The organism is Sinorhizobium fredii (genome assembly GCF_002944405.1).
Taxonomy (GTDB): domain Bacteria; phylum Pseudomonadota; class Alphaproteobacteria; order Rhizobiales; family Rhizobiaceae; genus Sinorhizobium; species Sinorhizobium fredii_C.
On record NZ_CP024307.1, the window covers coordinates 1,141,804 to 1,160,993 of the forward strand.

19 protein-coding genes and 1 pseudogene are annotated in these 19,190 nt (G+C 62.5%); 7 read left to right on the forward strand and 13 right to left on the reverse strand.

Annotated elements, in window-relative coordinates:
• Window positions 1-5 precede the first annotated feature (5 nt).
• Genes NXT3_RS32215 through NXT3_RS05525 form a run of 4 tightly spaced genes read left to right on the forward strand, consistent with a single transcriptional unit; the run spans window position 6 to window position 3,469 of the window.
• Entirely contained in the window at window positions 6-182 is a 177-nt protein-coding gene (locus NXT3_RS32215; RefSeq protein ID WP_210207159.1) for a hypothetical protein, read from the forward strand.
• A gap of 27 nt (window positions 183-209) precedes the next feature.
• Entirely contained in the window at window positions 210-668 is a 459-nt protein-coding gene (locus tag NXT3_RS05515; RefSeq protein ID WP_097528112.1) for a (2Fe-2S)-binding protein, read from the forward strand.
• Window positions 669-671: 3 nt separating this feature from the next.
• A complete protein-coding gene (locus tag NXT3_RS05520) occupies window positions 672-2,825 on the forward strand; it encodes a xanthine dehydrogenase family protein molybdopterin-binding subunit (protein WP_104838919.1) in 2,154 nt (717 codons plus the stop codon).
• A 2-nt stretch (window positions 2,826-2,827) separates the two neighbouring features.
• Complete coding sequence (locus NXT3_RS05525) at window positions 2,828-3,469, forward strand: Isoquinoline 1-oxidoreductase subunit (protein WP_104838920.1); 642 nt, start codon at window positions 2,828-2,830, stop codon at window positions 3,467-3,469.
• 77 nt (window positions 3,470-3,546) lie between these two features.
• Here NXT3_RS05525 and NXT3_RS05530 read toward each other — a convergent pair whose 3' ends face one another.
• Window positions 3,547-4,380, reverse strand: coding sequence for an oxidoreductase (locus tag NXT3_RS05530; RefSeq protein ID WP_104838921.1), 834 nt, complete (start codon window positions 4,378-4,380; stop codon window positions 3,547-3,549).
• A gap of 119 nt (window positions 4,381-4,499) precedes the next feature.
• Between NXT3_RS05530 and NXT3_RS05535 the strand changes: the two genes are divergently transcribed.
• Both NXT3_RS05535 and NXT3_RS05540 read left to right on the forward strand, forming a co-directional pair.
• The gene (locus NXT3_RS05535) at window positions 4,500-5,384 is read left to right on the forward strand and encodes a LysR family transcriptional regulator (protein ID WP_104838922.1); all 885 of its coding nucleotides are present in this window, start codon (window positions 4,500-4,502) and stop codon (window positions 5,382-5,384) included.
• Window positions 5,385-5,508: 124 nt separating this feature from the next.
• Window positions 5,509-6,615: an adenylate/guanylate cyclase domain-containing protein gene (locus NXT3_RS05540; RefSeq protein ID WP_158665315.1), complete on the forward strand. Its 1,107-nt coding sequence runs from the start codon at window positions 5,509-5,511 to the stop codon at window positions 6,613-6,615.
• Between the two features lie 234 nt (window positions 6,616-6,849).
• On the opposite strand, the gene NXT3_RS05545 is transcribed toward NXT3_RS05540, so the two are convergent.
• Complete coding sequence (locus NXT3_RS05545) at window positions 6,850-7,257, reverse strand: GlcG/HbpS family heme-binding protein (RefSeq protein WP_104838924.1); 408 nt, start codon at window positions 7,255-7,257, stop codon at window positions 6,850-6,852.
• Window positions 7,258-7,334: 77 nt separating this feature from the next.
• Window positions 7,335-8,150 (reverse strand): SDR family oxidoreductase, encoded by an 816-nt coding sequence (locus NXT3_RS05550; protein ID WP_104838925.1) that lies wholly within the window; start codon window positions 8,148-8,150, stop codon window positions 7,335-7,337.
• Window positions 8,151-8,283: 133 nt separating this feature from the next.
• Here NXT3_RS05550 and NXT3_RS05555 point away from each other — a divergent pair, with 133 nt between their 5' ends.
• A complete protein-coding gene (locus tag NXT3_RS05555) occupies window positions 8,284-9,270 on the forward strand; it encodes an AraC family transcriptional regulator (RefSeq protein ID WP_104838926.1) in 987 nt (328 codons plus the stop codon).
• Between the two features lie 71 nt (window positions 9,271-9,341).
• On the opposite strand, the gene NXT3_RS05560 is transcribed toward NXT3_RS05555, so the two are convergent.
• The 10 genes and pseudogenes from NXT3_RS05560 to NXT3_RS32275 all read right to left on the reverse strand — a co-directional run.
• The gene (locus tag NXT3_RS05560) at window positions 9,342-10,643 is read right to left on the reverse strand and encodes a low temperature requirement protein A (RefSeq protein WP_199773326.1); all 1,302 of its coding nucleotides are present in this window, start codon (window positions 10,641-10,643) and stop codon (window positions 9,342-9,344) included.
• A gap of 121 nt (window positions 10,644-10,764) precedes the next feature.
• Complete coding sequence (locus NXT3_RS05565) at window positions 10,765-11,595, reverse strand: oxidoreductase (protein ID WP_097528036.1); 831 nt, start codon at window positions 11,593-11,595, stop codon at window positions 10,765-10,767.
• Between the two features lie 221 nt (window positions 11,596-11,816).
• Window positions 11,817-13,490 carry an adenylate/guanylate cyclase domain-containing protein gene (locus NXT3_RS05570; protein ID WP_337442168.1) on the reverse strand — a complete coding sequence of 558 codons (1,674 nt, stop codon included), beginning with the start codon at window positions 13,488-13,490 and terminating at the stop codon, window positions 11,817-11,819.
• 444 nt (window positions 13,491-13,934) lie between these two features.
• On the reverse strand, window positions 13,935-15,140 hold the full coding sequence (locus NXT3_RS05575; protein ID WP_097528032.1) for an NAD(P)/FAD-dependent oxidoreductase: 1,206 nt from the start codon (window positions 15,138-15,140) through the stop codon (window positions 13,935-13,937).
• Between the two features lie 30 nt (window positions 15,141-15,170).
• Entirely contained in the window at window positions 15,171-15,329 is a 159-nt protein-coding gene (locus NXT3_RS31585) for a hypothetical protein (protein WP_158255710.1), read from the reverse strand.
• Between the two features lie 30 nt (window positions 15,330-15,359).
• Window positions 15,360-16,196 (reverse strand): alpha/beta fold hydrolase, encoded by an 837-nt coding sequence (locus tag NXT3_RS05580; protein ID WP_097528031.1) that lies wholly within the window; start codon window positions 16,194-16,196, stop codon window positions 15,360-15,362.
• A 119-nt stretch (window positions 16,197-16,315) separates the two neighbouring features.
• Window positions 16,316-16,735: a cupin domain-containing protein gene (locus NXT3_RS05585; RefSeq protein ID WP_097528030.1), complete on the reverse strand. Its 420-nt coding sequence runs from the start codon at window positions 16,733-16,735 to the stop codon at window positions 16,316-16,318.
• Window positions 16,736-16,796: 61 nt separating this feature from the next.
• Complete coding sequence (locus NXT3_RS05590) at window positions 16,797-17,549, reverse strand: SDR family oxidoreductase (protein ID WP_104839940.1); 753 nt, start codon at window positions 17,547-17,549, stop codon at window positions 16,797-16,799.
• Window positions 17,550-17,699: 150 nt separating this feature from the next.
• Window positions 17,700-18,656: an MBL fold metallo-hydrolase gene (locus NXT3_RS05595; RefSeq protein WP_104839941.1), complete on the reverse strand. Its 957-nt coding sequence runs from the start codon at window positions 18,654-18,656 to the stop codon at window positions 17,700-17,702.
• A 203-nt stretch (window positions 18,657-18,859) separates the two neighbouring features.
• A pseudogene (locus NXT3_RS32275) lies at window positions 18,860-19,085 on the reverse strand (helix-turn-helix domain-containing protein); the annotation flags it as partial.
• Between the last annotated feature and the right edge of the window lie 105 nt (window positions 19,086-19,190).

The following is a 19,190-nucleotide window of genomic DNA, read 5'->3' on the forward strand; positions in this document are numbered from 1 at the left end:
TGTCGATGACCACGTTCAGCACCCTGGTCGCCGCCGCAACCTCAAGCCTTGCCATGGCCTCTTTCGCTCCCTGCCGCGCTAGCGGAGACCTCCGGCAACGCAGCGAAATGCAAAAGCTGAGCCGGAAGTACGTCTATGAAAGGATCTCTGCCCGATTTGTTTTAGCGCGGCTGTGCAATTAAGGGGACGGCCATTCGGCCGGTGTTCACATGACTTACGATCTTCTGGTTAACGGCAAAAAGTATGTCGTCGATGTCGATGGCGACATTCCGCTTCTGTGGGTCTTACGCGACACCATAGGTCTCACTGGAACGAAATTTGGCTGCGGCATCGCCATGTGCGGTGCCTGTACGGTGTATGTCGATGGCGTGCCCGTGAGGTCGTGTGTCATGCCTGTCGCCGATGCGGCGGCCAAGCCGATCACCACGATCGAGGCGATTGGCGAGACTGCCGAAGGGGCTCGCGTGCAGAAGGCCTGGCTCGACATCGATGTCGTCCAGTGCGGTTACTGTCAGTCTGGACAGATCATGTCCGCGGCCGCGCTCCTTGCTGCCAACCCGTCGCCGACCGACGACGACATCGATGCGGTCATGGCAGGAAATATCTGTCGATGCGGCACGTACCCGCGCATTCGCGCCGCCATCAAGCTCGCTGCAACGGGGAGGTGAGCCATGTCCGTTCACGACAAACTCACCCTTCCGGTATCGCGCCGGCATTTTCTGATCGGCGCATCGCTGACGGGAGCGGGCCTCGTCATCGGCCTGCAGCCTTCGCCTTCGTCCGCTGCCGCAGAAGCGTTTGAACCCAACGCCTTCATTCGCATCCCCGCCGACGGCAAGATTGTCTTCGTCATGCCGTCCGTGGAGATGGGACAGGGGATCTACACTTCGGTAGCCATGCTCTTGGCCGAAGAGCTTGAAGTCACCCTGGATCAGGTGGAGCTGGAGCACGCGCCTGCTGATCCCACGCGGTATGCAAACCCTTTGCTCGGCGACCAGATCACCGGCGGCTCCATCGCAATCCGCGCTGTTTACGAGCCGATGCGCAAGGCGGGCGCTGCCGCCCGCATCATGCTGGTGAACGCCGCTGCGCGTGACTGGGGCGTTGCGCCCGAAACGTGCAGTGCCGAGGCCGGGCATGTCGTCCACGCCGCAAGCGGCCGCCGCGCCGCCTATGGCAGTCTGATACAGGCCGCGGCATCCGAAGCCGTTCCACAGGAAATGCCACTGAAGCCTGCGTCCAGCTTCAAACTGATCGGCCAGTCCGTCCGGCGCCTTGACAGTCCGGAAAAGGTAAACGGAACCGCGAAATTCGGCATCGACGCCCGTCCGCAAGGCGTGTCTTACGCGGCGATCGCGATCTGTCCCCACTTCGGCGGCAAGCTGCGCGCGGTCGAAACCGGACCGGCAATGGCGGTAAAAGGCGTCAAACAAGTTGTCCGTATCGAGGATGCTGTTGCCGTCCTGGCAGACAACACCGGTGCCGCACGAAAGGGGCTCGCTGCTCTCTCCATCGAATGGGAGCCAGGCCCGAATGGCACTCTTTCGCTGGTTGATTTGGAGAAGCGCGCGGAAGATGCGATTGGGGGCAACGCCCTGCCGCACATCAACGAGGGCGATGTTGCAAAAGCCGAAGCCGAGCACGGACCTGCGCTTGAGTTCGTCTACCGCCTCCCGATCCTCACCCATTCGGCAATGGAGCCGATGAACTGCACGCTACATGTTCGCAGCGATGGCTGTGACGTGTGGGTAGGTACCCAGGTCATGGGGCGAGCACGGCAAGCCGTCGCCGATGTGACCGGGCTTCCATTGGAGAAGGTCGTTGTGCACAACCACCTGCTCGGCGGCGGTTTCGGGCGGCGGCTTGATGTCGACGGGATCATCTTGGCGGCGAAAATCGCAAAGCAGGTCGATGGCCCGGTCAAGGTCACCTGGAGCCGCGAGGAGGACATCCGCCACGACTGCTATCGCTATCTGAACTACAGCAAGGTCACGGCGACCCTGGGCGCCGACGGCATGCCGGTTTCCTGGCGTCACCGCGTCATCGGCCCTTCGGTAATGGCGCGCTGGCTGCCGGCCTTCACCCGCGATGGCATAGACCTCGACATCATGGCGGGGGCCGAAACCCCCTATGCCATCCGGAACAAATATACCGACTTCGTCCGCCATGAGGCACCGGAGGGAATGTTGACGGGCAACTGGCGCGGAGTCGGTGCCACACGCAACCTTCCTGCCATAGAAGGCGGCATCGACGAGTTGGCCCATGCCGCCGGCGTCGATCCGCTGGAATACCGCAGGCGCCTGCTTCAGCATAAGCCGCGTCTCCTCGCCGCGCTCGATCTTGCGGCGGAGAAGGCCGGTTGGGCAACCGCTCTGCCCCCTGGCAAGGGAAGAGGGATCGCGCTTTCGGAGGATTTCGGCAGTTTCGCCGCGATGATCTCGGAAGTGAGCATCGGGGACGACGGAAGCCTAAAGACCGAGCGCATCATCTGCGCCGTCGACTGCGGCCAGGTCATCAATCCGGACACGGTCGAAGCCCAGATACAGAGCGGCATCATCTACGGTCTGAGTGCTGCACTCTATGGACGCATCACGGTCGAGAACGGCGCCGTCGTTGAGAGCAACTTCGACGATTCTCCCGTCCTCAGAATAAACGAGACGCCGAAGATCGAGGTTCACATCGTGCCAAGTTCCGAGGCGCCAGGCGGCATAGGCGAGGTCGGCACACCGGGCGTCGCCCCCTCGCTCCTCAATGCGATCTTCGTGGCAACCGGCAAGCGGCTGCGCTCGCTGCCGATCGACCATAACGAATTGCGGAGGGCGTGATCATGATCAAGCGGATTTCCGCCTTCGGGCTCGTCGCCGTTCTCGCGGCGACCGGTATCGTTGCCGGTATGGGATCACTGCAGAGTTATGCTGAAACATCGGATGGTGGAGCCCTCAAGTCCGTTTCCGACTTTGACGCGATTGCGGACACCAGCGCGCGCTCGAAGGCCATCTTCGAGGAGGCAAGCCGTGTCATGACGCATCCGCGCTGCATCAACTGCCATCCGGCGACGCGCAGCCCGACGCAGGGTGAAGACATGCACCCGCATGTGCCGCTGATAAATGCCAGCGAAAGCTCGCTGGGTCCGGCGGGACTTGTCTGCAGCACCTGCCACGGTGCCGAGAATCGTCCGGTGGTCGGCAGCCGCATGAAATCAATTCCGGGGAACGCGCACTGGTCATTGGCGCCGGCCAGCATGGCGTGGCAAGGGCTGACGGTGGGTGAGATCTGCCGGCAGGTGAAAGACACGAGCCGGAACGGCAATCGTTCCCTTGCCGATCTCATACGCCACATGGGCGAAGACCATCTGGTCGGCTGGGCCTGGCACCCTGGCGAAGGTCGCAGTGCTCCTCCCGGTTCGCAGGAGACGTTTGCCACATTGATCGCTGCCTGGGTCAGCACCGGTGCCGAATGTCCCGATTGAGGGGCTGAGGGGGTGTATTAAGTCAGTCACCCCGGCGGGCCGCTGCCGACCGGGGTGACTTGAGGGAAGCCGTTCGATCACACGTCGAAGTCCGTAGAGACAGCAAGCTCTCTCCATTTCGCCAGCTCCTCGGCAACGCTTGCATTCTGTTCTTCGATCTTTGCCACCGTGTCACTGCCAAATGGCATGCGCAAAGGAGGATTGACCGCATTGGCGAGGGTCAGGATGCCTTTGGCCAGCTTTGCAGGGTCACCGGGCTGGGCGTGGTTGGCAGCGGCCGCGAAATGGCGCATGTCACCGGCCGGGGTTCCGACATAGTCCGGGATGGAAGCCGGGCTGATCGCCAGCGACCTGTCGTGCAGGAAGTCCGTGCGGAAAAAGCCGGGCTCGATGATCGTCACCTTGATGCCGAAGGGGGCGACCTCCGCTGCCAACGACTCCGACAGGCCTTCGACCGCGAACTTCGTCGACCCATAGACGCCCCAGCCCGGATAGCCAAAGTAGCCGCCGATCGACGAGAAGTTCAGGATGTGGCCCGAGCGCTGGCGGCGCATGTGCGGCAGCACGGCGCGCGTAACCTTCAAGACCCCGAAGACATTGGTGGCATAGAGGGCCTCGATCTCGCTTGCCGTTGCTTCCTCGACTGCGCCCAACAGGCCGTAGCCTGCGTTGTTGGCGAGCACGTCGATGCGGCCGAACCGCTCTACGGCGAGTGCTGCTGCCTCCTTTGCCTGGTCTTCGTTGGTGACGTCGAGGGCGACCGCCAACAGGTTCCGGTGTTCGCCGATCTTTTCCGTGATGGCCTTGGGGTTGCGTGCTGTGGCGACAACGGCGTCTCCAGCGGCCAGGGCTTCCTTTGTGATCAGCGCTCCGAAACCGCGGGACGCGCCGGTGATGAACCAGACTTTCATGACGAGCTCCTTCCGATGTCGTGTTCTTCAGCTCTCTGCTGACGGCATGGAATTTGACCTCAAAATCGCTGATGTATAAGATTTGTTTTTTGCGAGATAATACTGAGTGAGATTCAACAATGCGTGCGACCGAGTTGTCCGAGCTATCGGCTTTCGCAGCCGTTGCCCGCCACAAGAGCTTTCGCAGGGCGGGGGAGGAGCGGGGCGTGACCGCGTCGGCCATCAGTCATGCCGTTCTCAACCTCGAGGAGCGGATCGGCGTTCGCCTTCTCAATCGTACCACGCGTAGCGTCTCGCTCACCGAAGCGGGCGCCCTGCTGCAGTCGCACCTCGATCCGGCCTTCGGTGAGATCACGTCGGCGCTCGACGCGCTGAACCGCTTTCGCCATACGCCCTTCGGCAGAGTGAAGCTGAACGTCCCGAACTCGATCGCCCCCTTCGTCATCGGCTGGATCATCGGCCCGCTACTGGAGAAGAACCCGAATCTCGAGCTCGAGATCAGCGCGACCGACAGACTCGTCGACATTGTGCAGGAAGGATTCGACGCCGGCATTCGCTTCGGCGAGCGCGTGACGGAGGGAATGATCGCCGTGCGTATCAAGCCGAGACTGCGGCTCGTGGTCGTCGGCTCGCCGAGCTATTTCGAGCGGCGGCCGGTTCCGCTGACGCCGCACGACCTCAAGCGTCACCTCTGCATCCAGAACATGTTTCCATCGGGGTCGCGTTATCCATGGGAATTCGAGAGGGACGGGCAAGCAATCACCTTCCAGCCGACCGGGCCGCTGTCGCTCGACGATCACGAGCTCATGACCCAGGCCGCGCTCGGCGGCGTCGCTCTCGCCTATGTCTGGGAAAACCGGGTCGAGAAGTTCATTGCCTCCGGTGAATTGATCCGGGTGCTGGACGACTGGTGCCAGCCGGAAGAGCCGCTATATCTCTACTATCCGAGCCGGCGGCATATGTCCGCCGGCTTTCGCGCCCTTGTGGACGCAATCAAGGCATGAGGGGACGATTGGGGCAGTGCAGGCGATGACCAGCGAAAGGACCGACCGCATTCTCGACTGGCTGCTCAATGAGGGCCTTCGCGGCGCGAGCGAGGGCCACCTGATCGCGGGCTTCTGCGAGCGCGTGCGCGCACTCGGCGTCGAGCTCGTCGAGGCGGCAATCTTCCTGGATACCCTTCATCCCGTTCGAGAATCGGAGGGCTTCTATTGGGAAGCGAGCAAGAGCCTCGACGCCCGGCACCGGGAATTCCTTCGCGACGATTCCGAAGACAATGCTCAGCAGTGGCGCAGCAGCCCTTTCCATCACATGCTGGAGAATGGGCTTTCCGAGCTCCACCTGCCGTTGGCCGGGGAGGTGCCGGACCAGTTTCCGGTCCTTGCGGAACTCAAGCAAGCAGGCCACACCGGCTACTTCGCCCAGATAATCCCGCTGGGCGGAAACGACGCGATCGGCGAAATGGACAATCTCTACTGCCGTTGGTCGACGGACAGGCCGGGCGGCTTTCGCCGTGAGGATCTGGATGCCTTTCGCAGGCTCGTGCCCGCCTTGACGCTCGCCATCAAGTCGGCGGCGCTTCGTCAGGTGGCGAATTCGCTTGTTGAAGTCTACCTCGGGCACGACGCCGGCAAGCGGGTGCTAGAAGGTCGCATCGCGCGGGGCCGAGTTGAGAGCATTCATACGGTGCTCTGGTACTCGGATATGGCAAACTACACGTCGCTGTCCGAAACGGTGCACAGCAGCGAGCTTATCGCCATGCTGAATGACTATGCGGAGGCGACCATTTCGGGGATCCACCACTGTGGGGGAGACGTGTTGAAGCTGATCGGCGACGGCGTTCTTGCCATCTTCAATCGGACAGATGCCAAGGAAGCGGCGGACGCCGCGCTTCAGGCGAGGCGCAGACTTGCGGAGAACCTCTCATTACTCAACGAACGACGTCGCGGTCTTGGCTTGGCCACAACGTCAATCTATCTCGGCTTGCACTTCGGCGAAGTGTTCTACGGCAACATCGGCAGCGACGAAAGGCTGGACTTTACCGTAATCGGCCCGGCAGTGAACGAAGTTTGCCGGATCGCGGCGAGTAGCAGGGCTTTAGGCCGGTCGCTGCTGGTGTCGGAAAACTTTCGTGCGCTGCTCGCTGAGAGAGATGCGGAGTTCCTGGCCGACGTCGGCACTTTCCAACTCAAGGGAGTACGGAATCCGAGACGGCTCTATGCGCCGCAGGATTGAGGTCGTGGGTGGCGCATGCTCGTGCTTTGGCCATCGATGCTTGCTTAAACGGCAAGATCCAACACGAGAGTGATGCCGGATAAGGTCCGTGCAGGAGCACGGGATTATCATACGGAGATACCCGACGCGTGCGGCGCGCGCGGTCGTCTGCGGAGACGGCGCCCCGACCTGCCTGCCAGAAGGAACTTTTCGGCAGATCTGGGACCTCTTGCTTCGCCATGGCGTCAGCGGCGACTAACCGTCTTGGACGGCTACGACTGCGGCTTGCGCGACCTGGAGGTCCTGAGCTACCGCCCCTCCGGACACGCCGACCGCGCCGAGCAGTACGCCGTTCTCGTCGCGGATCGGCAGGCCGCCGGCGAAGACGACGAGGCCACCGTTCGTCAGCTCAAGGCCGGGCGATGTACCGCCCGGTTTGCTGAATTCCCCGATCGCCTCGGTGCCGAGCCCGAACAGGGCAGCGGTCCTGGCCTTCCCAAGAGCGATGTCGATCGAGCCCAGCAAGGCCCCGTCCATGCGGGAGAAGGCTTTCAGATGAACACCGGCGTCAAGGATGGCGATATTCATTGGAACGCCGATTACTTCGGCGGCCTGGCGGGCCGCGGCGAGCGCCGCTTCGGCCTGAGATTGGGTAATGCTCATGTCAGTGCTCCTCGAGTGAAAGGTCCGGCCGTAACGTGACGGGGCAGGGGTTGTTCGCATCACGGCCGGATGGGGCGTCAGATCTGGTTCTCCCACGCGGCGAGCTGGTGGTTCTTCAGCATGTCCTCGATCACCTTGGGGCAGACGTTGCGGAACTTGCCGGTGTCGGCCGGGACGATTTCGATCATGCGCTCGATCATCTCGGCGGGATCCATCCGACCCTCGGGCGTGGCGAAGAAATCGTCGAAGCCCTTGCGCAGGTCGGCGCGCTTGGTGATGTTCTTGCTGTCGTCCAGCCAACGGAACGGATTGTCGGCCATGGTTTCGTTGTAGCCGGTGTAGTAGGCGCCCGGATTGATCGTCTGGATCTTGATTCCGTATGCGGCCAGTTCCTGCTGCAACGCTTCGGCGATCGACTCCAGTGCGTGCTTGGTGGAAACGTAGGTGCCCCAGTTGCCCGGGGTGAACAGGCCGCCCATCGAGGAGGTGAAGACCACCTTCTTGCCCTGACTCTTGCCCTCGCGCACCCACTTCTGAACGACGCCCTGCGTCAACGTCAGTGGCAGGAAGACGTTGATCTCGAAATTGCGACGCACGATGTCGACCGGAATTTCCCAGACCGGGCCGGGCTCACCCTGACCGGCATTGTTCCACAGAATGTCGAAATCCCAGCTCTGGGCCTGGCGGACGTCGTAGGGGTCGGTGAGGTCAAGCCGCTCGACGCGAATACGGTCGGCGAGGCCGAGCGCCTCCACCTCGTTGCGCAGTGCGGTGACCATCGGCGAAACCTGGCACGTGGCGATGATGTCGTGGCCGTTCTTGGCCATGCCGATGGCGGCGCCCTTGCCAAAGCCCGAACCGGCGCCGGTGATGAGGATGGTCTTCTTGCTCATGAACAGTCTCCTTTTCTGCGGTGAGGCGGTGTTGCCGTCGAGGAAAAGGATTACGTATTGTGCGGAAGTCGGGCCGTCGCTCGGTTGCGACGAATGTTCGTAGATTGCGGCTATGGCTCTCTGAGAGGGGTTGATGACATTTCCAACGCGAGCAACGACTGCGGAAAATGCCCGCGGTAAGGCATCCATTGGCCTGGCTGGTGATCCAGTCGACAGCATTGGCAGGATTTTGGACCGTCCGCCCGCTCTGGTGGGCGAAGCGCTTCGAAGTGAAACCCGACTGACCACGCGCTGGAGCCATGGCGCGCTGCACGATTCGCTGCCAGGGCTGTCGAGCCATGTGGTGATGACCTATTACGGTGCTGACCAGGAGATATCCTGGCGTTCCGGTGGCAGGCGCCATGCTTCAAGGACAAGGCCCGGAACGATCACGCTTATTCCCGAAGGTCATGACGGGCGCTGGGATATCGCCGGGCCGATCGAGGTGTCGCACGTCTATTTCCCTCAGGAGCGGCTTCAGGCGAGCGCTGATCTCCTCGCCGGCGGCAAACGCGTCGAGTTGATCGGGCGCGTCGGCTTCGAAGACCCTTCGGCTGCGCGCATTCTCGAATTGTTGAGCCGCGAGGCGCGGCTGGACGACCCGTCGTCCCGGTTGTTCGTGGAGCAGGCCATTGACCTCCTATGCCTGCAACTCGTGCGTGGACACTCCTCCTTTAGCGCGCTGACGGTCGAGGAACCTCGCGGAGGGCTCGCGGACTGGCAGGTCAAGCGCGTGACCGCCTATATGCGCGAGCACCTTGAGGAGGAAATCGGGCTCGATGAACTGGCGGCAACGGTCAATCTCAGCCGCTTCCATTTCTGCACCGCCTTCCGACGTGCTACCGGACAGACGCCGCACCAATGGCTGGTCAATTTGCGGATTGCGCAGGCGCGGCAGTTGCTGGCGATGCCGGAGCTGCCGGTGACGGAGATCGCCCTCTCGGTCGGCTACCAGACGCCCTCCGCATTCGCTGCGGCGTTCCGTAAGGTCACAGCCACCACGCCGACGGAGTATCGCAGAGCGCTGTTGGGAGACGGGGCTGGGGAGCTAAGCTCATTCAAGCAAGGGCGGCACCCCTAGAGGTCGCGCCTGTTTGGCACCCATGCTTGCTGGCAAACAGTTGTAGTCTGCAAGACACGGTGGCTGGGCGACTACCTGCCGCCGGTACTTCCAAGCGTGCTCGTGTCGCTCGGATCGTCGCCAAGCGCGAGCACTATCGATTGGGCCCGGTGGCGATGGCCGGCAACTTCATAGCCGACGATCGTGACGACTGGCGCCAGCATCAGGATGATCAGGCACACGGACATAGGAATGCCTGCCAAGGCAGCGGCAACGGACGCCGCCAGTACGAGAGCCGTCCCCGACAGCAGCCAAGTATGGAGGCGGTCCGAACGGCGCAGCAGATACGTGTACATGGCGTAGATCAGCGCCACGTAGATCGCGACCGGAACAGCAACCGTCAGCACCGTCGCCACCGAGGAAATATGCGCCTTGTGCTCAATGTAATAGGCGGCGACATGCAGACCTGCGCCGGTCGCAACGATCGAGGCGAAGATTGGGATGTGGCCATAGCCCCAGATGAAGCAGCGCTCGCGAAACCGGTGCAGGATCTCCGCGCTCGGAAGCAGGAAATAGATCCACCACATGCCGAAGGTTAATCCTGTCCCGGCGATGCAGACGAGAACGACGTCGAGGTTCCAGCCGTGCCCTTCGACAACGGCCGTGATTGACGCAACCGTTCCGACCACGCCCTCCCCAAGCGCGATGATGGCAAGCAGGCCGTGGCGTTCGGCGATGTGATGGGCATGCCAAGGCGTTCCTCCCTGGTGTGATTCCGCAATCACCGGCCCGGTCATTTCGACCGCCGTTAACACAACTACGAAAGCAAAGGTCGTGAGCAGCGAGAAGTCGAGGAAGATCAGCACTGTCCAGCCAAGCTGGGCAATGGCGATCGCCGCCGCATAGGTCATGCAGGCCCTGCGGCGGGGCGGATCCTGACGCGCCGCCCGAAGCCACTGGAACACCATCGCAACGCGCATGACGACATAGCCGAGTACCATGGTGCCGTTGTCCAGTTGCTCACCCTTGTCGATCGATTCGAACATCGGAGGCAGCCCGATCGCAAGAATAAGCACTCCGGCCATCTGCACCATCGTCACTATGCGGAATACCCAGTCATCCGTGTCATAGGCAGATGCGAACCAGGAGAAGTTCACCCAAGCCCAGCAGATCGAAAAGCTGGCAAAGCCGAAGCCGATCAGGCCGGCTTTGAAATGCCCCTCCGCCAGGAGGTGCGCGAGCTGTGAAGCAGCTAGACCGAAGGAAATCACGAAGGTCAGATCGAAGAGCAGTTCCAGCGGGGTTGCCGCGCGCTGGCCCTGATGCGTATCGCGACCGCTCATTCTTGTTACGTGGTGCGCATGCGAATGCGCCGACGGCTTGGTCTTGGACATTTGAGCGCTCCTAACGATTGCTCAGATACTCGGATCGGTGACAGCACCTCACCACGCTTTATGGATAAGCGCGCCGGCAGGCGGTGTACGCCGGCGCGCACGAACTCAGGCGTTCGCCGCATCAGGCGGCAAAGTCCGTCGACAGCGAGACCTGCCGCCATTCTGCCACGATCGCTGCGTCGGCGGCATGCTTCGCTTCGATTGCATTGACAGTATCGCTCCCCAGCGGCAGCCGCACCGGCGGATTGACCGCATCCGCAAAGGCGACGAGCACGCTGGCAAGTTTGGCTGGATCGCCGGGTTGGCTATGGTTGAGGTCGGTTGCGCGGCTGCGTGTGGCGCCAGCCGTGCCGTTGTAATCCTCAATGCGTGTGGGGCTCACCGACAGAGACGACGAATCCAGGAAGTCGGTCCGGAAATAGCCTGGCTCGACGACGGTGACATGGATGCCGAGCGGCGCGAGCTCTTGGTTAAGGGCCTCGGAGAGTCCTTCTACCGCGAATTTGGTGGAGCAATAGACGCCGAAGCCCGCCGCGCTGCGATAGCCGCCGATAGAAGAGATATTGAGGATGCGTCCGGAGCGTTGCGCACGCATGTAAGGCAGCACCGCACGGGTGACGCCGAGCAGGCCGAACACATTCGTGCGATAGAGGCGCTCGACCTCCTCAGCCGTGGCTTCCTCGACAGCCCCGAGCAGGCCGAAGCCGGCATTGTTCAGCAGCACATCAATGCGGCCGAACCGCTCTACGGCGCGCGCCGCCGTCGCGCGGGCCTGCTCCTCGTCGGTGACATCGAGCGGCAGCGCCAGCAGGTTCGAATGCTGGCCCAGCCTGTCGGTGACACCAGCGGCGTTCCGTGCAGTGGCCACGACATTGTCGCCCTGTTCGAGCGCGAGTTGCGCGACCCTTGCGCCAAAGCCGCGGGAGGCGCCGGTGATGAACCAGGTTTTCATGATCATTCTCCTTCCATCTGTGAACTAGACGTGGAGGATTTAGCTCCCCTGGTGAACATGCGCCGTCTCCCGCTTTCGGCCGCTGTCGCATTCTTGCGATGTCAGTGCACTGCGCGGAAATGATCGATCCGGAGCAAAAGGCCGAGATGGGTGGAACCCCGCCCAATGGGATGGCTGGCGGAATGACCTGTTTGCTGCAAAGAGCGGACGGAGAGTGATCCTCAGGCCGGCAACCCGGCACGCCGCAAGCCCTCGCGCAGCCGCTCCGCGTCCTCATCCCGCCGCAGGTACAAGACGTCCACGAGCCAATCCACATATTCCCGCGGACCCGCCGCCGGATCGCCGTGCCAACACTTGCTGACCGACTCAATGGAGATCCTGGCACATCGCTGCGCCTCCTCGATGCGCCCCAAATGACCGCAGGCTGCCGCACGCAAAGCCATGTAGCGCGGGTGCCGCCGCGCCGGCGCGTCCATTATGAGCCGCTCCAAGAGGTCGGCCGCTTCCCTATCCCGCCCCAGCCGGAACAGGATGTGCGAGAGATAATAATTGTACCAGCTGGGATGACATGGATTTAGCCGGAAGGCGATCTCGGCCGCGGGCAAAGCCCGCTCCGGCTTTCCCAGACACGACTGCATCCAGGCCCAAAAGATCTGGATCAATGGATCATTCGGGTTCATGGCCCGTGCAAGGTCCATGTGCCGCTCGGCCCGGTCGAAGTCGCGCCACATCAGGCACATGTACCCGAGCGTGGAGTGCACCCGCGGATCGTTGGGATCCTTCTCCAGCGCTTCTTCGGCCTGGCGCAGCGCCGCAATCCGGTTCTCGTCCTTCTCGCGCGGCACCCCGACGCTGTCCTCGACCGAACGGTTGAGGTAAACCCAGGCCAGGCCCGTATGGGCTCGGGCAAAGCCCCGGTCGATCTGGAGCGCCCCCTCGAAAAGTGCCTGCGCCCTCGCCTGGGCCTCCGGCGTGAACACGTCGGAAAGGCGGTTCCCCTGGAGGAATAGGTCATACGCACGGATGTCTTCGGGCTGACGTCGTCGGCCCGCAACCTCGCTGTCCTGGATGATCCGCTGGGCCACCGTCGCGACGATGCTCTGAGAAATCTCCTCCTGGACGGCGAACACGTCCTCGAGGGCGCGGTCGTATCGCTCCACCCAGAAATGCGCTCCGGTGGCAGCATCCACGAGCTGGGCCGTGATACGCACGCGACCTCCAGCCCGACGGACGCTGCCCTCGACCAGGTATCGGGCCCCGAGCAAGCGGCCGATCTCGCGCACGTCCATGCTTTTCCCGCGGAACGAAAAGGATGAGTTGCGTGCAATCACCATGAGCTCGTGGAAGCGCGAGAGTTCCGTGATGATGTCTTCGGTGATGCCGTCGCTGAAATAGACCTGCTCGGGATCGCCGCTCATGTTCTCGAAGGGCAGCACCGCCACCGCAGGCTTATCGACCGAAGGCCAAGCGACCGTTGCGGCGTCATGAGCGCTATCGAGCACCATCCGGTAGGCCCTCACAGGCCGCGCAATGTTCTTCAGGCGCTGTTCGCCCGCGTACTCGAAGCCACAATCCAGCTTGCCCGGGAGCTGGTCGTGGGCTGTTCCGGAGATCAGGACGCCGCCCGGCGGGCAGGCCTGTTCCAAGCGGGCTGCCACGTTAACGCCGTCCCCCAGCAGGTCGTCGCCATCGACCAGAACGTCGCCCAGGTTGATGCCGATGCGTAAGATAATCCGGCGCTCAGCCGGTATCTCCACCTGCCGGTCAGGCAGTTGCTTCTGAATTTCAGCTGCGCAGGCAACAGCATCAACGACGGAACCGAACTCGGCGATCAGGCCGTCGCCGGTCAGCTTGACGAGGCGGCCATGGTGCTCCGTCAGCAAGGACTCGAACAAGGCCTGACGCAGATCTTTGATGCCGCGAGCGTTGCTTTCTCGTCAAGCTCTACAAGGCGCGAGTAGCCAACCACATCGGCAACGAAGATTGCCGCCAGTCGGCGTTCTTCGTGGGGTAACATCACCTCTGCCCCTGGTGCTGCCCGGTATTCATGGCCACACACTCCGAACCAGGGAAGAATAGCTTAGTGCCGCCTCCGCGACCATCTCCAATTCGGAGATGGACCGGTTCTGGCTATCCGGGAGTGTCTGCTATTCGCAGCATTACTCCCCGATCACATTTCGTCGAGGAATGTCGTAAGGGTCGATCTTTCGGGTTCAGATTACGTCGCACGGGTGGAGACCGGAAGATCAAAGCAATTCGCCGGAAGAGCCACTTTGCGCACAAGCAGACATTGCAAGTTGCGCCCTTGCGCAGGGCGCAGTTCTTATCGCGTGGGGTGCTTACAGATCCGTCACACGCTCCGGATCAGCTGAAGCCAGCGCCGCGGCACGCTCGGCCTTCGGCGGATATATCCACACCGTGTTGATTTCCTGCTTAGTCTTCTTGGCGCCCTCACCGACCATCTCCACTTTGCGGTCCCAGCCGCGGGTGAAGATTGCGCCGGCTTCGCCGAGGTCGAGGCAGGTGACGTAGGCCTTCTGGTGATAGCACCGGGTCGGCACACCTAGCAGTTCGGCGGCTGCGTTGTTGCCCGCGAAGGCGCCCATGCGGGTGGCGTGCTGGCACGACATCAGCACATAGTTGCCGATGTCATCGCATGCGGCGCGCGCCGCGTCGCCGGTGGCGAAGACGCCAGGCACGGTCGGCACGCGCAAGCACTTGTCGACGAGCAGCCGGTCAAAATAGTCACGGGCGGCGGGAATTTTCGTCGTCAGCGGATTGGCGCGAAGGCCTGCCGCCCATATCACGGTCGCGGCTTCGATGCGCTCGCCGGTGCTCAGCGTGACGCCGGATTTGTCCAGCGATGCGACGCCGGCATTGAGCCGCGTCTCAACGCCGACGTGGCGCAGCGCATCTTCAATGACAGGGCGAGGATGTTCACCCATGTCCGGGGCGACTGCAGGGCCACGATCGACGATGATGACGCGCGGCTTGGCGTTTCTGTTGAAGATGGTCCGCAGGCGTGAAGGCATCTCCGTTGCCGTCTCGATTCCTGTAAAGCCGGCGCCTGCAATAACGACGGTGTCGCGTGCCTTTGAGGCGGGCATAGTCGCAAGCTTGTGCAGGTGGCGGTCGAGGGCGATTGCGTCATCGAGATTGTCGACGCTGAAGCCATGTTCTGCGAGGCCGGGAATATTTGGGCGGAACAGCCGGCTACCGGTTGCGATCACCAGGCGATGATAGGAAAGGGACTTGCGCTCCCCCTTGGCATTGACGACGTCCACGGCGCGGGCTTTGGTGTCGACGGCTTCGACGCTTCCTTGCACGTAGACCACATCGACGGCGTCAAGCACCTCCTTCAGAGGCGCGGTAAGGGTCTCGGGCTTCGGCTCATAAAGTCGAGGGCGGATCACCAACATCGGCTGAGGAGCTACCAGCGCAATCTCGAGGTCTTCGGGCGAAACGTCTTCGATGTCGCGCAGGCGAGCTGCGGAAAGAGCGGCGTACATACCGGCGAAGCCGGCGCCTACAATAACGAGCCTCATGTTATCTACTCCAGAGGTTTTGGCCGCCCGTCATCGTTGCCGCTCTTGATGAGCGATGGCGACGCGGATCGCTGAGCCGAGATGGCGCCCGGTCGCACGCCTCAGCACAGGCGCGACCACCCCGGTCAGCCAGATGGGATCGTTGCAGATGTCCAGGCGAACAGTTTCCTTGGAAATGAGCTGCGGCATTTGATTGCCGCAACTCGCCCCTGACTGACGTCAAGCTTGGACGAAGGCCAGTAGATCGGCGTTCAGCGCATCGGCATTGATGGTCAGCATGCCGTGCGGGAAGTTCGGATAGGTCTTCAAGGTGCCATTCTTCAGAAGCTTGGCGGACTTCAGCGCGGCGTTCGCGACGGGCACGATCTGGTCGTCCTCACCGTGCAGCACCAGTGTCGGAATGGTGATGGCCTTCAGGTCCTCGGTCTGATCGGTTTCCGAGAAGGCTTTGATGCCGTCGTAATGAGCCTTGGCGCTGCCCATCATGGCCTGACGCCACCAGTTCTGGACCACCCCTTCCTGGACCGTGGCGCCTCCGCGGTTGAAGCCGTAGAAGGGACCGGCGGGGACGTCGCGGAAGAACTGGGCGCGGTTTGCAGCAAGCGCGGCACGGAAACCGTCGAACACTTCGATCGGCAGACCTTCCGGATTGGCTTCGGTCTTGAGCATCAGCGGCGGAACGGCGGAGACCAGAACGGCCTTGGCAACACGGCCTGCGGGCTCGCCGTGCTTTGCGACATAACGCGCAACTTCACCGCCGCCGGTGGAATGGCCGATATGGACGATGTTTTTCAGGTCCAGCGCCTCGACGACGGCAAAGGCGTCGGCGGCGTAATGGTCCATGTCATGGCCCTCGGCAACCTGGGAAGAGCGGCCATGGCCGCGGCGATCATGGGCGATGACTCGATAACCCTTGGAGAGGAAGAAGAGCATCTGAGCATCCCAGTCGTCCGAGCTCAGCGGCCAACCATGATGGAACATAATCGGCCGTGCGCCCTTCGGACCCCAGTCCTTGCAGAAGATGTCGACGCCGTCTTTGGTGGTAACATATGCCATTGCCTTGGTCCTTTAGCGAATTGTTGGTGGTGAGCGTCCGCTGCGTGCAGGGCTCACCAGCAATGATTTTTAACGATCGCGAAGGGCCGGATGCCGCCGACGGCAGCTGGCCCTTTCGCCTAGTTCTTGATCGGAAAGGTCAGGTCCACCTGATCGGTGTCGACGACGAAGACCGCCAGCAGCTTCGCCGGGTCGGTCTCGCTGGCATTCTCGCTGACGCCGTGACGGTCTCCCGGCATTTCAGAGAAGCTCTCGCCCGCCTTGTAGGTCTTGACGGGACCGTCGTTGACCTGGCTGCGGATGGCGCCCTCCAGGACGGTCGCGTAGATGAAGGCCGAGTCCGGATGCGTGTGGGCCGAGGAGAAGCCGCCGGGACCATATTTAACGAGAACACCTTTCATGCTCTTGCCCGGAACATTCGGCAATTCGTGCTCGTAAACCAGCGTGACCGTAGCATCCTTATCGCCGGCGTCGTGGGCAGCGGCGGCAGCGGACAAGAGGGCCGTCGTGGCAAAAGCGGCAAAAATTGGCTTGATCATGTCGAAACTCCTTTCGTGAGGTCGGAAGGTGCGCCGCCTGATGCGACGCACCGGTGCTCGGTCATTTCCGCGCTACGGTTGCGAACCACCGCTCGAAGGTGATGCGGCCGATGCGGGGATTGTTGTCGGAGACGAGCGAGCCATCTTCCAGTTTGGCGCCGAAGTAGCGAGCCTCCGGATCTGCCTCGACCTTGCGAGCATCGCCCATTGCTTTCAGGTAGCGAGCAACGAGTTCGTTCAGCCGGACACGCTCCGGCCCCGAGACCTCCACAATGCCATTGATCGGCGCGGCCGTCGCAACGGCGGCCACGTTGTCGGCCACATCGTCCGAGGCGATGGGCTGGACGTAGGCTGGCGACAGATACACCGTGTCGCCGACCGTGCCGGACTGGGCGATGCCGCTGAGGAATTCCAGGAACTGAGTCGAATGGATGATCGTATAGGGAATGCCGGCTCCCCGGATGATCTTTTCCTGGGCGACCTTGGCCCGCATGTAGCCGCTGTCAGGCAGCCGGTCGACGCCGACGATCGAAAGCGCGATGTGATGCTTTACACCGGCGGCCTTTTCCGCCGCCATCAGATTGCGGCCCGATGTCTCGAAGAATTCGAGCACTGCCTTGTCCTCGAAGGACGGCGAGTTTGCGAGGTCGATAACGACGGAGGCGCCGGTGAGCGCCTCGGCGAGACCTTCGGCGGTGATCGTGTTGACGCCGGTGTTCGGAGCGGCGGCAATGACTTCATGGCCTTGCTTGCGAAGGCGGTCGGCTGTCTTTGAACCGATCAGGCCGGTTCCGCCGATGATGACGATTTTCATGAGCTTCTCCATTCGCGGGCGCTCGGCGCGCCGCATTGTTCATTCGTTCCAGTAGGGGGTTGCGCGGTGGGCCGGTCCTGTCGAGGCCATAGACGTGTCGGCCGAACTGGAAGGATACGCCCCCAGTTCGGCCCCTGACCGAACAAGGGGTCAGTAGTCCCAGAAGGCCGCGACCCAACGAAAGTCGTCGCCGTCGACCGCCACCCGGCCGACGGACGGGAACGGCAGGTGAGTGGCCACCAGCTGTCCGCCGGTCTCGGCCAGTTCGCACAGAAGACGGACCCGAACACGGGCCGCCTCTTCGGGGTCATGTTCGAAGCCGTTGTGCCAGTCGGGGTGTTCGAACCCGACCGCGAACACGGCGTCGCCGGCGAACATCAGCCGGTCGCCGCCGGATGCCACGCGGACCACGCTGTGCCCGGGCGTGTGGCCGCCGGTGCGAGAGACGACCACGCCCGGCGCCACCTCGTATTCATCATCGAACAGCCGCAGCTGGCTCTGGTACTCCTTTGCGAACCGTTTGGCGGCCGACCTAAGCGCGTCCGGGAAGCCGGGCGGCATGGAGACGTGGGAGAAATCGGGCGTCTCCCAGAACTTGACCTCAGCGGCGGCCACGTGGATCCGCAGGTCCGGACGCAGTTGCTCCTTCACCCCGTCGACGAGCAGTCCGCCAATGTGGTCCATGTGCATGTGGGTCAGCACCACGTCCGTCACCGATGCAAGATCGATGCCGGCGGCTTCCAGTCGCTTGATCAACTGCCCGGCCCGCGGCAAGTTCAAGTCGGGGTCCATCCCCAGCCCAGCATCGATGAGTATGGTCTGGTCGCCGCTCCGCACCACGACCACGTTCAGCGCCCAGTCGAAAGCGTCTTGCGGCAGGAACATGTCCTTCAGCCAGGCCGCCCGGGCGGCCGGGTCGGCGTTGTGTCCCAACATCTGGGTTGGGAGCGGCAGCACCCCGTCGCTGATTACCAGCACTTCAATCTCGCCGACCTGCACCGCGTAGCGCGACGGAACCAACTCATCCGGTCGCGATTTACCGGAGGGAGAGGTGTTGTCCAAGCTCATGTTTGCCTGCTGCTGTGTGTTGGGGGTCATCTGGTTCATCTTTGAAAACTCCTGCGTTCGATGTTGGCGCTCGATCCTGCGCCGACTGCGCTTCCGCGTGAAAGCGCGGTCGATGCCGGCGAGGTGTTCAGAGATCGGCGACACGCTCATTGCTGGTGTGTCGCCATGATGAATCTATCGAACTTGACTTGCGGCCGCCCCAGAGCGATTGCCGCCGCTATAGAGTGATTGCTGCTAACACTGCGTCTCCGCCAATCGCCCAGGGTTGCGCCGGTCAGCTTCCTGAATGCGGCCGCGACGGCAGTCCGAGAGGAGTAGCTAGGCGCCGCGGCAATCGAGACGACCGATTCGTCGGTGTCGCGCAGCATCGTCCGGCTGGGGCCAGCTGGCGCTGCGAGAGCCGGTGCTCTCCTTGAAAGCGCGGCAGAGTTGGAAGCGCGACAGGCCGGCGTTCGAAGCCAGCGCTGCTGGCTGACCGCGGTTATGAGGCCCTTCGTGACGTGGCTGGTCTTTTAACTGAACGAAGACCCACTTTCCGCCGCGAGGTACTCCGAAATCGCTCGTGGAGTGTTG